The sequence below is a fragment of the Bradyrhizobium sp. SZCCHNGR1005 genome, assembly GCF_032489995.1.
Lineage (GTDB): Bacteria > Pseudomonadota > Alphaproteobacteria > Rhizobiales > Xanthobacteraceae > Bradyrhizobium.
This window is the reverse complement of the sequence record NZ_JAUEZC010000002.1, coordinates 168831-183669: the sequence shown is the minus strand read 5'-3', so window position 1 is coordinate 183669 and position 14839 is coordinate 168831. Positions and strand designations below refer to the sequence as shown.

At 65.3% G+C, this 14839-nt stretch carries 10 protein-coding genes; 7 read left to right on the top strand and 3 right to left on the bottom strand.

Going from position 1 to position 14839, the window contains the following annotated elements; translation table 11 throughout:
• Window positions 1-20 precede the first annotated feature (20 nt).
• Window positions 21-974, top strand: coding sequence for a fatty acid desaturase (locus QXZ85_RS07005; protein WP_315763309.1), 954 nt, complete (start codon window positions 21-23; stop codon window positions 972-974).
• Between the two features lie 3 nt (window positions 975-977).
• On the opposite strand, the gene QXZ85_RS07000 is transcribed toward QXZ85_RS07005, so the two are convergent.
• Window positions 978-1583, bottom strand: coding sequence for a TetR/AcrR family transcriptional regulator (locus tag QXZ85_RS07000; protein ID WP_315702572.1), 606 nt, complete (start codon window positions 1581-1583; stop codon window positions 978-980).
• Between the two features lie 191 nt (window positions 1584-1774).
• On the opposite strand from QXZ85_RS07000, the gene QXZ85_RS06995 reads away from it, so the two are divergent.
• A complete protein-coding gene (locus QXZ85_RS06995; protein ID WP_315769315.1) occupies window positions 1775-3928 on the top strand; it encodes a tetratricopeptide repeat protein in 2154 nt (717 codons plus the stop codon).
• Here the strand turns inward: QXZ85_RS06995 and QXZ85_RS06990 are convergent.
• On the bottom strand, window positions 3877-4914 hold the full coding sequence (locus tag QXZ85_RS06990; protein WP_315702574.1) for an LLM class flavin-dependent oxidoreductase: 1038 nt from the start codon (window positions 4912-4914) through the stop codon (window positions 3877-3879). The two genes, QXZ85_RS06995 and QXZ85_RS06990, sit on opposite strands and share 52 nt — an antisense overlap.
• Before the next feature lie 124 nt (window positions 4915-5038).
• Window positions 5039-7099 carry an ATP-dependent helicase gene (locus QXZ85_RS06985; protein ID WP_315763317.1) on the bottom strand — a complete coding sequence of 687 codons (2061 nt, stop codon included), beginning with the start codon at window positions 7097-7099 and terminating at the stop codon, window positions 5039-5041.
• A gap of 197 nt (window positions 7100-7296) precedes the next feature.
• Here QXZ85_RS06985 and QXZ85_RS06980 point away from each other — a divergent pair, with 197 nt between their 5' ends.
• The 5 genes from QXZ85_RS06980 to QXZ85_RS06960 all read left to right on the top strand — a co-directional run bounded on the left by QXZ85_RS06980 (window position 7297) and on the right by QXZ85_RS06960 (window position 14646).
• Window positions 7297-9612, top strand: coding sequence for a Tex family protein (locus tag QXZ85_RS06980; protein WP_315763320.1), 2316 nt, complete (start codon window positions 7297-7299; stop codon window positions 9610-9612).
• 39 nt (window positions 9613-9651) lie between these two features.
• A complete protein-coding gene (locus QXZ85_RS06975) occupies window positions 9652-10338 on the top strand; it encodes an alpha/beta family hydrolase (RefSeq protein ID WP_316173825.1) in 687 nt (228 codons plus the stop codon).
• A gap of 77 nt (window positions 10339-10415) precedes the next feature.
• Window positions 10416-11396 carry a biotin synthase BioB gene (gene bioB, locus QXZ85_RS06970; RefSeq protein ID WP_315702578.1) on the top strand — a complete coding sequence of 327 codons (981 nt, stop codon included), beginning with the start codon at window positions 10416-10418 and terminating at the stop codon, window positions 11394-11396.
• 213 nt (window positions 11397-11609) lie between these two features.
• Window positions 11610-12599, top strand: a complete 990-nt coding sequence (locus tag QXZ85_RS06965; RefSeq protein ID WP_315806747.1) for a TRAP transporter substrate-binding protein — start codon at window positions 11610-11612, stop codon at window positions 12597-12599.
• 13 nt (window positions 12600-12612) lie between these two features.
• Complete coding sequence (locus tag QXZ85_RS06960; protein ID WP_315702580.1) at window positions 12613-14646, top strand: HAMP domain-containing methyl-accepting chemotaxis protein; 2034 nt, start codon at window positions 12613-12615, stop codon at window positions 14644-14646.
• Window positions 14647-14839 lie beyond the last annotated feature (193 nt).

Genomic DNA, 14839 nt, shown 5'->3' with positions numbered 1-14839 from the left:
AAAGAAGCATCGGGGATCTCATGAGTGTGGCACACGCGATGGACGGGCCGGATCGGCCGAAGCCGCTGACGCCGGCAATGCTCCGGGAGCTATCGGCGCGATCCGATCTGCATGGCGCGCTCCGTACGTTCGGACATTATGCTGCGATCGCTGCGACGGGCGCGCTGATCTGGCTGGCCTCCTCGCGCTTCGGCGTTATCTGGGCGCTGCCGCTGATGTTCGTCCAAGGCTTCTTCGTCGCCTTCCTGTTCATGGCCGTGCACGAGACCGCCCATAAGACAGCGTTCCGCAGCCGCGCGCTCAATATCCTCGTCGGCTACGTGTCGGCCTTCGTGATCGCGCTGCCTTATGAATATTATTGTCTCTTCCACTGGGAGCATCATCGCCACACCCAGGATCCGGACAAGGATCCGGAGCTGATCGTCGGGCCGAAGCCGAGCAACGAGACCCAGCTCGCGATCGCTTATTCGGGCCTGCGGCAGCTCGCAACCCGTGTTCGGCTCATGTGGCGCCATGCGCTGATTGGGAACGTGACTGTTCCCTGGGTGCCTGAGAACAAGCGCGCCCTGATCGTGCGCGAGGCGCGTTGCTATGTCGCCGGCTACGCGCTGCTGCTGATCGCGTCGCTCGCGCTCCACACCGCATCGCTGCTCTGGGTCTGGATTCTGCCGGTCCTGCTCGGGCAGTTGATCCTGCGGCCCTATCTCTATGCCGAGCACACGGGTTGCGAGACCACGCGAAGTGCCTTCGAGAACACGCGCACGACATACACGACGGCGTTCGTCCACTGGTTTGCCTGGAACATGCCCTACCACGTCGAGCACCACGCCTATCCCTCGGTGCCGTTCCACGCGTTGCCGAAGCTGAACCGGATCGTGGATGGCGAAATCGTCTACCGCGGCCGCGGCTATGTTGCGGTCACGCGCGAGACCTGGAGCTGGTTTCGCGCGCGCTTCGCTCCGATCGACCGCTGAGGCTCACGGCTGCGGCTGGAGCACGGCGTCGACCAGCCGTCGCGCCGCGGCGGGCGACAGCGGTTCGATCCCGAACACGTAACGATAGAACAGCCCGCCATAGAGCGCGTCATAGAGATCGGCGGGCTCGGCCTCGGCTGTGATGCTGCCGTCCGCCTGTCCCTCGGCGATGATCGCAACGAGGGGGTCGCGGCGATGCCGCAGGTAGCGTTCAAAGAACAGTTCCGCCGATCCGGTATTGGCGATGCATTCGGATATCACCGCGAGCTGCACGCGGCCGAACTCGCCGCGTAGCGCGCCTGCATAGGCTGCCGCATGGCGCCGAAGCCGCGCGCCGGCATCGCCCGGGCCAGTCAATGGCAAGGTCTGCGCGGCGCGGTTGAGGAACGCATCGACCAGCAGTGCTTCTCGCGACGGCCACCATTTGTAGATCGTCATCTTCGAGACATTGGAGCGGCGGGCGATTGCATCGATCGTCGCCGCGGAAAGACCGGCATCTGCCATCAGCGCATAGGCGCTCTCGAGGATCGCGGCTGCGGCCTCGGCCGAGCGGGGGCGACCGCGCCGGCTCGTCGCCCCGGGATTGTCAGCCGTATCCTTCTTCCGCATCGGCAAAATGGTCAGCCCCGTTGGCGTGCGTGCGGGCCGGTGGCCGCATGCCTCGCGCAAGCATCATCTCTCAACAGGGGCTTAACATAGTCTCTACAGCGCGCTTGGTGCTACAGGCATTCCTGTTTGCCTGAAATGCCGCGACGGCCCGTTAAAGCTTGCAACGGAGTGCGGGACGAGCGGGGGGCTTCATGGGTGCGGTCGATCGGATGTTGATGCAGGCGGCGGAGCACTACAATGCAGGCCGCCCGGCGCCGGCTGACGTGCTGTGCAAGGACATCCTCACCGAGCAGCCGGAATATCTGCCGGCGCTGCATCTGTCCGCTGTCATTGCCTTTGCCGCCGGGCGAATGACGGAGGGCGCCGCGCTGCTTGGCCGCGTGTTCGATCTCGCTCCCGACCACGTGCCGGCGCTTCATACGCTGGGCGATGCATTGGCGGTGAAGGGGGAACATGAAGGGGCGGTCGCCGCCTTCGCGCGCGCCGCTGCCTTGCGGCCGCAGGATGCCGGTGTCCATGCCAAGCTCGGCACCGCGTTGGTCAAGCTGTCGCGGTTCGCGGAGGCCGAAGCCGCTTATCGCCATGCCTTGACGCTTGCTCCGGACATGACACGCTTGCGCTTCAATCTCGCGGTCGCGTTGACTGGCCAGCAGAAATACGCCGACGCCGAGCAGACCTACCGTGCCGTTCTCGGCAGCGATCCTGCCTATCCCGGCGCCTGGGTCGCACTCGGCGGCGTTCTCGCCGATCAGGACAAGTTCGGCGAAGCGGTTGCGGCCTATCTGGACGGACTGGGACGCGAGCCGAACGACGCCCGTTTGCGCATCGCTCTCGCAGCGGTGCTGTTCAAGCAAGGCCGGTATGAGGACGCGATCAGTCAGTTCCGCCGCGCCACCGCGCTTGCTCCTGACGATGTCGCTTCGTTAAGGCTGCTGGGTCATGCTCTCCATGACGCCGGGCGTCCCGAGCAGGCGATCGAAGCCTACGCTGAAGCGGCGCGCCTTGATCCGACTGATGTCGTCGTGCTCAGCAATCTCGGCGCCTGTCTTTGCGGCCTTGGCCGCCTCGACGAAGCCGTCATGGCCTGCGAACGCGCCCTGGCGCTCGAGCCCGATCATGCGCCGGCGCATACCAATCTCGGCATCATCCACGAAATGCGAGGCAATGTCGACCCAGCGGTCGCTGCGCATCGGCGCGCGGTTGCCGCGGATTCCTCCTACGCCAAGGGCTACGCCAATCTTGCCGTTGCGCTGCGCAACGCCGGCGACATCGACGAGGCGCTCGCGGTGTCGCATCAGGCCGTCGCGCTGGCGCCGGACAACGCGCTGACCCGCTACAATCATGCGCATTTCCTCTTGATGTGCGGCGACCTGAAGAACGGGTTCGCCGAGCATCAATGGGGCCGCAAGTGCAAGAGCCTGTCCGAGGGCATGCCGAGCTTCGACGCGCCGGAGTGGCAGGGCGATCCGCTCGACGGTCGCACGCTGCTCCTGTTCGCCGATTACGGCATCGGCGATGCCCTCCAGTTCGTGCGCTATCTGCCGATGGTGGCTGCGAAGGGCGGCTCCATCGTGCTGCAGGTGCAGCCCGCGATCGCATCACTCCTCCGCGCGGTACCGGGCGTCACTGTCGTCGCCCGCGGGGAACCGCTGCCGCGCTTCGATCTGCAGCTGCCACTGATGGATCTGCCGCGCATCTTCGGCACGACGCTTCAGACCATTCCGGCCGACATCCCCTATCTGCACGCCGATCCGGTGAAAGTCGCGGCCTGGCGCGCGGAGCTCGGCAAAACGTCTTTGTTGAAGGTCGGCGTGGTCTGGGCCGGCAATCCCAGGCACAAGGGCGACAGTCAGCGTTCGCTCGCGGTCGAGGCGGTCTTGCCGCACCTGGTCACTCCTGGCATTCAACTGTTCAGCTTGCAGAAGGAGCCGCGACCGGCCGATGCGCCGGTGCTGGCGCAACTCGGCGATGCGATCGTCGACCTTGCACCGGCGCTCGGCGATTTCTCCGATACCGCCGCCGCGATCTCCGCACTCGACCTCGTGATCTCGGTCGACACCTCGGTCGCGCATCTCGCCGGAGCGATGGGGCGCCCGGTCTGGATACTGCTGCCATACGCGCTCGATTGGCGCTGGCTGCGCGAGCGAGAGGACAGCCCGTGGTATCCGACCATGCGGCTGTTCCGTCAGGAGCAGCCGCGCGCCTGGGATGGCGTGCTTGCGCGCGCTGCAACGGAGCTTGCCCGCGTTGCCGCCGGCCAGCGCGAATTGATCTGGCCGCAGGCCATGCGGAATCAATCGGCCGCGAGCAGCTCCTTCACCAGCGGCACCACCTTGCGACCATAGAGCTCGATGCTGCGCATCAGTTTATCGTGCGGCAGCGGTCCGGCCGAATATTTCAGCTGGAACCGCGACAGCCCAAGCGCCTTCACGGTGGCGGCGATCTTGCGGGCCACCGTCTCGGGCGATCCGACATAGAGCGAGCCGTGATCGGCTTCGTTCACGAACTCGTCGCGGCCCATCGGCGGCCAGCCGCGCTCCCTGCCGATGCGATCGCGCATGGTCTTGTAGTCGGGCCACAGCTCCTCCCGCGCCTGCGCATCCGTCTCGGCGACATAGCCGGGCGAATGCACGCCGATCGGCTTGGCCTCGCGGCCGAATTCTCTCAGCGCGCGCTGATAAAGCTCGACATAAGGCGCAAAGCGCTTGGGATCACCGCCGATGATTGCCAGCATCAGCGGCAGCTCATAATGCGCGGCGCGGACCACCGACTCGGGACTGCCGCCGACACCGATCCAGGTTTTCAACCGACCGTGTTCGACCGGCGGATAGACAAGCTGATTCCGCAGCGGCGGCCGCAGCTTTCCTTCCCAGGTGAAAGGCTGCTGGGCAAGCAGCGTAGCGAACAGGTCGAGCTTCTCCTCGAACAGCTCGTTGTAGTCCTTCAGATCGAAGCCGAACAGCGGGAAGGATTCGGTGAAGGAGCCGCGCCCCAGGATGACTTCGGCGCGGCCGTTGGAGACCGCGTCCAGCGTGGCAAAACGCTGGAATACGCGGATCGGATCGTCCGAGCTCAAGACCGTGACGGAGGAGCCGAGGCGGATGCGGTGCGTGCGTGAGGCGATCGCAGCCAGTGCCACCTCGGGTGCGGAGATTGCGAAATCGCCGCGATGATGTTCGCCGAGCCCGATGAAGTCGATGCCGAGCTGGTCGGCGAGCACGGCTTCCTCGACGACGTCGCGGATCACCTGCGCATGCGGCAACGGACTTCCGTCGTTGCCGCGCGTCACGTCGCCGAACGTATCCAGTCCAAATTCAACCTGTGTGGTCATCGGGTGCTTTCCAATTCCGGCGCGGTCTGCGCTCATCGCATGAGAGCCGCTCCCGGTGCTGCCGGCCATCTAGGTGCTCGGCGGGCTCGCGGAAAGGGCGTGTCGCGAAACGCACCGTTTCGGTCTAGCGCCAGCGCTCGCGCATGCGAGCCCCGATGTCGATGCGCGGGCCTTGGCTTGCGGCATAGGCTGAGGGCTGCACCCGCGGCCAGCTCGCGCGCTCGAACAGCGGCACCAGCCCTTCTGGGATGAAGCGGCTGCGCGAAGCATAGACATGGCGGTCGCCCCGCACCGGCTGTCCGTGGACGAAGAAGCGCTGCGGTACCAGCAGATGTAGGTCGTCCTTGGCCCGGGTCATCGCGACATACAGCAGCCGGCGCTCTTCTTCCAGTTCGGCGCTGGTGCCGGCGCCGAGATCGGATGGCATGCAGCCATCGACCACGTTCAGCACATGCACCGAATTCCACTCCATGCCCTTGGCCGAGTGGATAGTGGACAGGATCAGATAGTCCTCATCCAGATGCGGCACGCCGGCCTGGTCGGAGGTCGCATCCGGCGGATCGAGCGTCAGCTCGGTCAGGAAGCGCTCGCGTGATGCATAGCCGCTCGCGATCTGTTCGAGCTGCAGCAGGTCGGCGGTCCGCACCTCGGCATCGTCGTGCACGCGTTCCAGGTGCGGTTGGTACCACAGTCTGATGCGTTCGATGTCGGCCGGCCACTCGGAACATCTCAACTGCTCTGCGGTGCGGATGAATGCGATCCAATCATCGCCGGCGCGTGCCGGTGCCGACTGCCGGCAAAGCGCCGCGACCGGATCCGACGCCTCCGCAACGCCATCGAGCACGCGCTGCGCGGATGCTGGCCCGACGCCAGGGATCAGGTGCAGGATGCGAAAGCCGGCGATCCGATCGCGCGGATTTTCGACGAAGCGCAGGAATGCCAGCACGTCCTTGACGTGGGCGGCGTCGAGGAACTTCAAGCCGCCGAATTTCACGAACGGGATGTTGCGCCTGACGAGCTCGACCTCCAGCGGGCCGCTATGCGAGGAGGTGCGGAACAGCACCGCTTGGCTCTTCAGGGCGAGCCCTTCCTCGCGTCTGGCCAGCACCTGTTCGACGACATAGCGGGCCTGATCGGCCTCGTCGCGGATCGTCACGAGGAGCGGCTTGCGCGAGGACGGCCGGTCGGTCCACAGGTTCTTGGTGAAACGTTCGCGTGCCAGGCCGATGACGCCGTTGGCTGCCGAGAGGATGGCTTGCGTCGAGCGATAGTTGCGATCGAGCGTGACGATCTCGGCGCGCGGGCTGAACTGATCCGGAAAGTCCAGGATGTTGCGCACGGTCGCGGCGCGGAAGGCATAGATCGACTGTGCATCGTCGCCGACGACGGTGAGGCCTGCGCCGTCCGGCTTCAGCGCCAGCAGGATCTGCGACTGCAGCCGGTTGGTGTCCTGATATTCGTCGACCAGCACGTGGTCGAAGCGGCCGCCGAGCTCTTCGGCGATCGCGCTATCAGCCATCATCTGCGCCCAGTAGAGCAGCAGATCGTCGTAGTCGAGCACGTTCTGTCCCTGCTTCGCCTCGACATAGGCGGCGAACAGCTCCTTCAGCTCGCCGGCCCATTCCGCGCACCAGGGGAAATGCCGGGCCAAGGCCTCCTCGATCGCCATGTCGGCATTGACGCACCGCGAATAGATCGCAAGGCACGTGCCCTTGGTCGGAAAGCGGCGCTGCGTGTTGGAGAGCCCGCGCTCATGGCGCGCCAGATTCATTAGGTCGGCGGAATCCTCACGATCGTGGATCGTGAAAGCAGGGTCCAATCCGATCCGCTCGGTGTATTCGCGTAAGAGCCGCGCGCCGATGCCATGGAACGTGCCGGCCCAAGTCAAGCTTGCGGTGATCGCCTCGGCATTGCCGCCCAGCACCTTGCGCGCGATACGTTCGACCCTGCGACTCATCTCGGCGGCAGCGCGGCGCGAGAACGTCATCAACAGAATTCGGCGGGGGTCGGCGCCGTTGACCAGCAGGTGCGCGACGCGGTGGGCCAGGGTGTTGGTCTTGCCGGAGCCCGCGCCGGCGATGATCAGGAGCGGACGACCGGGACATGCGCCTTCACCGCCGTGCTCGACGGCGCGACGCTGCTCCGGATTGAGATCGTCGAGATATGTTGCCGCTTGAGCCAGCACGAATCGCCCCTTGATAGCGGCAGAATCGGCTATTCCTGGCGGCGTTGCAACGAAATGCCGCCGCTAGGCGCAGCTCCGCGTGATTCGCAATCGCGCTTTTTTGCCACGGTTGCCCACAGACTGCGCGAGAGCCGCTTGCGCTGGCGCGCGGCGACTCCTATCCAATCAGGCCCGTCACGAATCTCGGAAGAACTGCCGTGCCGAATTTTGCGTCCATCATTGCCGCCGAACTCGCCGTGCGCGACGCACAGGTCCAGGCCGCGATCGACCTCCTCGACGGAGGCGCGACCGTCCCGTTCATCGCGCGCTACCGCAAGGAAGCGACGGGGATGCTGGACGACACGCAGCTGCGCACTCTGGAAGAGCGGCTTCGTTACTTGCGCGAGATGGACGCACGCCGCACCGCCATCATCGAGAGCATCAAGTCGCAAGGCAAGATGACGCCGGAGATCGAGCTGGCGCTGGCGACCGCCGATACCAAGGCGCGTCTGGAAGACATCTATCTGCCGTTCAAGGAGAAGCGCCGCACCAAGGCGCAGATCGCCAAGGAGGCCGGGCTGGAGCCGCTCGCCGACATGCTGATCGGTGATCCCATGAAGGATCCGCAGGTCGAGGCCAAGGCCTTCATCACCAAGGATGGCGAAAACCCGGTCAAGGACGTCAAGGCGGCGCTGGAAGGCGCGCGCGCGATCCTGGTCGAACGCTTTGCCGAGCACGCCGATCTCGTCGGCTCGCTGCGCGAAGAGATGTGGGGGCGCGGCCAGATCAAGTCGACGGTGCGCCACGGCAAGAAGACCGTCGGCGCCAAATTCGCCGATTACTTCGAGTTCGCAGAGCCCTATGCCAAGCTGCCTTCGCACCGCATCCTGGCCATGCTGCGCGGCGAGAAGGAAGAGGTGCTGCAGCTCGATTTCGGCGATGGCGAGCCGGAGGATTCGACCGATCCGTCGCTTTACGAGAACCGCATCGCGGTCACCTTCGGCATCTCGCGCCAGGGCCGTCCTGCCGATCAGTTCCTTTCCGATTCCGTGCGCTGGGCCTGGCGCACCCGCATCAAGACCTCGCTGGCGCTCGATATCCGGATGCGGCTGTGGCAGGAGGCGGAGAAGGAAGCCGTGCGCGTGTTCGCGGCCAATCTGCGCGATCTGCTGCTTGCCGCCCCCGCCGGTGGCCGCGCCACCATCGGCCTCGATCCGGGCTTCCGCACCGGCGTCAAGGTCGCTGTCATCGATCGCACCGGCAAGTTTGTCGATTACACCACGATCTATCCGCACGAGCCGCAGCGGCAGTGGAACGAGAGCATGCTGACGCTCGCGCAGCTCTGCGTGAAGCACCGCATCGAACTGGTCGCGATCGGCAACGGCACCGCCTCGCGCGAGACCGAGAAGCTGGTCAACGATCTCATGAAGCTGAAGCCGGACCTGAAGCTGACCAAGGCCGTCGTTTCCGAGGCCGGCGCGTCGGTCTATTCGGCCTCCGAATTTGCCGCCAAGGAATTCCCCGATCTCGACGTCTCGATCCGCGGCGCGGTGTCGATCGCCCGCCGCCTGCAGGATCCGCTCGGGGAACTCGTCAAGGTGCCGCCGGCCTCGATCGGCGTCGGCCAGTATCAGCACGACCTCAACCAGTATGAGCTCGCGCGCGCGCTCGACGCCACCGTGGAAGACTGCGTGAACGCGGTCGGCGTCGATCTCAACACGGCCTCCGCGCCGCTGCTCGCGCGGGTGTCGGGCATCGGCGAAAGCCTCGCGCAGAACATCGTCGCGCATCGCGACGCCAACGGTCCGTTCCCGAGCCGTGACAAGTTGAAGGAAGTGCCGCGGCTGGGTCCGAAGGCATTCGAGCAGTGCGCAGGCTTTCTGCGCATCCGCGACGGCGAGAATCCGCTGGATGCTTCGGGCGTGCACCCGGAATCCTATCCGGTGGTGAAGAAGATCCTGGAAGCGACCAAGAGCGACATCAAGGCGCTGATCGGAGAGACCAAGGCGCTGAAGACGCTCAATCCGGCCAAATTCGCCGACGAGCGTTTCGGCGTGCCGACCGTCACCGACATCATCCGTGAATTGGAGAAGCCGGGCCGCGACCCGCGTCCCGAATTCAAGACCGCGACCTTCCAGGAAGGCGTCGAGAAGATCACAGATCTGAAGCCCGGCATGATCCTCGAAGCGACGATCACCAACGTCGCCGCCTTCGGCGCCTTTGCCGATATCGGCGTGCATCAGGACGGCCTGATCCACATCTCCGCCATGGCGGAGAAGCGGGTCAACGATCCGCGCGAGGTGGTGCGGCCGGGCCAGGTCGTGAAAGTGAAGGTGCTGGACGTCGACGTGCCGCGCAACCGCATCTCGCTGACCCTGCGGCTATCAGACCCGCTGCCCGCCAAGGGTGAGCGCAAGTCCGGCAGCGCACGGCCGCCGGCGTCCGCGATGCGCCAGCGCGAGGAAAAGCCCTCCGGTGGCGGCGCCTTTGCGGCAGCGATGGCCAAGGCCGCGGAGCGCCGCAAGGGCGCGTGAGTTCGTCCGGCGCGGATGGAGATGCTATAAGGCATTGCCATGACCGCTTCTGAACAGTTTGTCATCCACGTCGCGGAGATCGTTTCGGTCTCCGCGCTGCTTGACCGCCCACCGAAGGTGCGCGCCTGCTTCGTCTTCGCCCATGGCGCGGGCGCCGGCATGACGCATTCCTTCATGACTGACGTCGCGCAAGGCCTCGGCGCCCGCGGGATCGCGACGTTGCGCCATCAATTTCCCTACATGGAAAAGGGTAGCAAGCGACCTGACCCGCCTGCGCTGGCTCATGCGGCCGTGCGTGCAGCGGTTGCCGAAGCGGCCATGCGCTGTCCCGGCCTGCTGCTGATTGCCGGCGGAAAGTCGTTCGGCGCGCGCATGACCTCGCAGGCGCAAGCCAAGGCGCCGCTACCGGGCGTGAAGGGCCTCGCCTTCTTCGGCTTTCCTTTGCATCCGGCCGGCAAGCCATCGACCGAACGTGCCGACCACCTCGATGACGTCGCGCTTCCGATGCTGTTCCTTCAGGGAATGCGCGACAAGCTCGCCGAGTTGGATCTGCTGCAGCCGGTGGTCGCGCGTCTCGGCGCGCGCGCGAGCCTGCATCTGGTCGATCACGCCGACCACTCCTTCCACGTGCCGGCGCGTTCGGGACGCAACGACCGCGCCGTCATGGACGAAATACTCGACACATTCGTGTCTTGGGCCGGCGCGCTGGAGGCGCGGCATGGCTGATCTCACGATCATTCCACTGGCAGGAAGGGGCGCTCTCGGCTAAGGCAACCCGCGCAAGTGTTGGAATGGAGCGTGCGATGTTGAGCGTGCAGGATCAGGCGGCCGTCGGGACGGAAACAGTGCCGCCGCAGGCATGGACCCGAGAGAAGGCCCTGGTCATCTACCGATTGCCTTTCAACGATCTCTTGTTCCAGGCGCAATCGATCCACCGCCAGCATTTCGATCCCAATCGCGTGCAGCTATCGAAGCTGCTCAACATCAAGACCGGCGGCTGCCCCGAAGATTGCGGCTATTGCAGCCAGTCCTCGCATCACGCAACCGGCTTGCCGGCCTCGAAGCTGATGGACGTCGACGATATCGTCGCCGAGGCGCGCAAGGCGAAAGAGGGCGGTGCCAGCCGCTATTGCATGGGCGCCGCCTGGCGCAACCCGAAGCCGCGGGACATGGATGCGCTGGTCGACATCATCAGCGGCGTGAAGGCGCTCGGGCTCGAGACCTGCATGACGCTCGGCATGCTCGATCGCGAACAGGCCGAGCGCCTGAGCGCGGCCGGCCTCGACTACTACAACCACAACATCGACACGTCGGAAGCCCATTATCCGAACGTCATTTCGACACGTACATTCGCCGATCGGCTGGAGACGCTGGATCAGGTCCGACAGTCCGGCATGAAAATCTGTTCTGGCGGCATCTTGGGCCTCGGCGAGAGCGAGGCGGATCGCGTCGATATGCTGATCACGCTCGCCAATCTTCCCGAGCCGCCGGAGAGCGTGCCGATCAACATGCTGATCCCGATTGCCGGCACGCCGCTCGCGGAGGCCAAGCGCGTCGATCCGCTGGCGTTCGTTCGCGTCATCGCCCTGGCCCGCATCATGATGCCGGCCTCCTTCGTGCGGCTGTCCGCCGGACGCTCGGCGATGACTGATGAGATGCAGGCGCTTTGCTTCTTTGCCGGGGCCAACTCGATCTTTGTTGGCGACACGCTGCTGACAGCTGGCAATCCCGAGGCCGCCAAGGATCGCAACCTGTTCGACCGGCTCGGTCTGCAGCCGCTCTGAGCGCTTGTTGTGCTGCGCAGAAGTTTCCTCGGGATGCTGTCCTGCGCAGCAGAGGTGCATCGAGGCGTTTGTTGTCAGCTACGGTAATTAGTTAGGGAGCGAGGGCGGAAGTCGCCCCGAGCATCGGTTCGGGCGCGGCGGTCCGTTGTCCTTAAGACCTTAACCATAAATGTCTGTTACGTCGGTACCAATCATCAAGATGAGCGGTGCGACATGCGCAGACGGTTACGAGGATATCTCATCGGAGGAGCGCTTATAACCGCAGCAGCGGCGCTGGCTTCGGTCAATGCGGCTTCGGCGTCCCCCCGCCTGATCTCCGTGGTCTTCAATTCGCAAGTGCAAAATCCGCAGCAGATCGGCGCGGACGTTTTTCGCCAGAAGCTCACGGCTATGCCCGGCAAGCACTTCGTCGTCGACGAACGCGCCGGTAATGCGCTCGGCAGCGAGGCCACCATTCTGACCGCGACGCGCTCGGGTGCCGCCGATGTTGCGGTGCTGTCGGGAGCCATTGTCAGCGCTGTCGTTCCCGAACTCAGCGTCTTCGATATTCCGTTCCTTTTCCGGGACGAGGCGCATGCCAAGGCGGTGATGCAAGGCCCGGTCGGTGCGCAGATCGCCGCCAAATTCGCCGACAAGGGGCTCGTGCTGCTGGCGCTCGGCAAGCAGGGCTTCCGCAATCTGACCAACTCGAAGCGGCCGGTGCGAACCCCCGACGACATCAAGGGGCTGAAGATCCGGGTGATCCCGAACGAGACCTACAAGATGACGTTTCAGGCGCTCGGCGCTGACGTGAAGCCGATGGACTTTCCGCTGGTTTATGCCGCGCTGAAGGACGGCCGGCTCGACGGTCAGGAGAATCCGGTGCCGACGATTGCCTCGAGCCGCTTCAGCGAGGTCCAGAAGTACCTGACCCTGACCGGCCATTTCTTCGCGCCGATCGCCTTTGTCGCCAATCGCGCGATGTTCGAACAACTCGACGCCGCCGATCAGCAGGCCCTGATCGCCGCCGCCAAAGCCGGCGCGGAGGCAACTTGGCAATCGCAGATGGATGCAGAGAAGCTCGCTGAGCTTCGCAAGGAGGGGATGGAGATCATCGAGAAGGTCGATCGCCAAGCCTTTGCCAACGCAGTCAAGCCCCTCGAGCCGGAGTTCGAAAAGCGGTTCGGCAAGGAGCTGATTGCCGCCATCCGCTCTACACAATAGGTCCGGTCATCCCATGAAACTCTCGTCCTTGCTGTCCGCGATCGGCATCCGCCCCCGGATCTTCGGTGGCTTCGCGCTGGTTCTCAGTTTCCTCGTCGTGCTGGCAGGCTTCGCTGTCGTCCAGGTCGAGCACATCGGCGGCACCGTCAACGAACTGGTGACCAGTGCCGACGGCGACGCGGCGATGTCGCAGGTTCGCGCCGCGCTGCTCGGTGCAAACAGTGCGGTGGAGAAGTTCATCCGCACCTGGAACCTCGGGGATAAGGACATCGCGACCAAAGCGATCGACAATGTCGGTCGGCTTGTGGACCAAGTTGATCAGAGATTCGGCAAGCTCAAGGACATCGCTGACGGCGTTGGTCCGGTCCGGAGCGCGCTGGAATCGTATCGGTCGTCATTCGCCGCTGCAGCTGACGCTGTCGATCGGCTGCGGGCGGCGACCACCAAGACGGACGTCCAGGGCGCCACCGCCGGCCTCGTTGCCGGTGGCATCCAGGTCGCGCTTGCCAACAGCACCGATTCGGAACGCCTGATCAATTCGATGCGCCTCGCCGGCACCGTCGATACGGTCCGGATCGCGGTGATGCGCTATGCAGCTACGCTGGCGACAGGCGATGCCGACGATGCCAAGCTGACTTTGAGCTACGCCCAGGCCGCACTGGGAGATGCGGAGGCCGAGCTTGCTCCGACCGCCGAGGCCAAACTGAAGTCGCTGGTGACCGCCTTGAAGGCCGCGCTGACTGCTGATGCCGCCGCGCTTGAGGAGGTGATCAAGGTCGCCGCCGATCTGCGCGCCAAGCAGGCCGATCTCTCCAAGGCTTCGCTGGCGATCGACGGGCAGGTGGATCGCATCAATCAGAGGCTTGGCGTCGTGCGTGCGGAGCAGGGCGACAGAACCGCCGCCTCTGTCCAGGATACGTGGACGACCGTGATCTATACCGCCGCCGCCGCGCTTGTCGTGGGCGCGATGCTGGCCTGGCTGATCGGTGGCAGCGTCTCAGGTCCGATCCGCGGCATGACCGACCGCATGCAGTCGCTGGCTGCAGGCGAATTGGAGCAGCCGATTCCCGGCGGCGAGCAGCGCGACGAGATCGGCCGCATGGCCCGGGCAGTCGAAGTGTTCCGCGACAATGCGCTGGCGGTTCGCCGCATGGAGCAGGAGGCCGCCGCGCAACGCGAAGCGGCCGAGGCTGACCGGACCAGGATGATGGCCGAACTCGCCAGCCGCTTCGAGCAGGGCATGCAGGGTGTTATCACCGGCGTCGGCGGCCGCGCCGATCAAATGGGGAGCAGCGCCAGCGATCTGGCGCGGGTCGCCGAGCGTGGCCGTGGGCTCGCCGAAGCCGTCGCCAACCGCGCCGAGCAGGCCTCGGTCAACGTGCAGACGGTCGCGTCCGCCACTCAGGAACTCGCCGCCTCGATCCGCGAGATCTCGAGCCAGGTGCAGCGCTCGGTCGCGGTCTCCAACCGCGCTACGCAGGAAACCCAGCGCACCTCCGAGCTGGTGAATGGTCTGTCCAGCGCGGCGGAGAAGATCGGCAATATCATCCAGCTGATCCAGGCGATCGCCAGCCAGACCAACCTGCTGGCGTTGAATGCGACCATCGAAGCGGCGCGCGCCGGCGATGCCGGCAAGGGCTTTGCGATCGTGGCGAGCGAGGTGAAGAACCTGGCCTCGCAGACCGCGCAGGCGACCGAGCAGATCGCAAGCCAGATCGCCACGATCCAGGACGCGACGGATGAGACGGTGAGCGCGATCACGCAGTTCGAATCCACGGTGCGCGAGATGGCGGAAATCTCCAACGCGATCGCCTCGGCGGTCGAACAGCAGGGGGCGGCGACCGGCGAGATCGCGCGCAATGTCGAGGAGGCCGCAAGCGGCACCGCCGCGGTGAGCCGCGAGATTGTCGATGTCCGTGCGGTGGCCGGCGAGACCGACGCCGGCGCCGAAGCTGCGCTTGCAGCGGCCGCGGCGCTGCAGCAGCAGGCGGTCTCGCTGAAGAGCAACGTCGCCGATTTCCTCAAGACCATCCGCTCGGCGGCGTAGCTGCGCCTGAGTTCCAGTTTTCGGCGTCTGGCGACGAGAGGCCCGCGCGTTGGTTCGCGCGGGCCTCTCATCGTTAGGCATGCCCGTTGCGGCAGCTCCGCATTGTGAGCGCGCGCTCGCCATGCGTGCCGCAAGCATCCCCTCTCGCGCGCGCACATACCCGCCCTTAATACCTTTCCTACCATTCCTTGCT

Excerpts from the sequence above, each read along its gene's own strand:
- QXZ85_RS07005 (WP_315763309.1), top strand. The coding sequence starts at position 21 with ATGAGTGTGGCACACGCGATGGACGGGCCGGATCGGCCGAAGCCGCTG.
- QXZ85_RS06975 (WP_316173825.1), top strand. The coding sequence starts at position 9,652 with ATGACCGCTTCTGAACAGTTTGTCATCCACGTCGCGGAGATCGTTTCG.
- QXZ85_RS06960 (WP_315702580.1), top strand. The coding sequence starts at position 12,613 with ATGAAACTCTCGTCCTTGCTGTCCGCGATCGGCATCCGCCCCCGGATC.
- QXZ85_RS07000 (WP_315702572.1), bottom strand. The coding sequence starts at position 1,583 with ATGCGGAAGAAGGATACGGCTGACAATCCCGGGGCGACGAGCCGGCGC.
- bioB (WP_315702578.1), top strand. The coding sequence starts at position 10,416 with ATGTTGAGCGTGCAGGATCAGGCGGCCGTCGGGACGGAAACAGTGCCG.
- QXZ85_RS06965 (WP_315806747.1), top strand. The coding sequence starts at position 11,610 with ATGCGCAGACGGTTACGAGGATATCTCATCGGAGGAGCGCTTATAACC.
- QXZ85_RS06990 (WP_315702574.1), bottom strand. The coding sequence starts at position 4,914 with ATGACCACACAGGTTGAATTTGGACTGGATACGTTCGGCGACGTGACG.
- QXZ85_RS06995 (WP_315769315.1), top strand. The coding sequence starts at position 1,775 with ATGGGTGCGGTCGATCGGATGTTGATGCAGGCGGCGGAGCACTACAAT.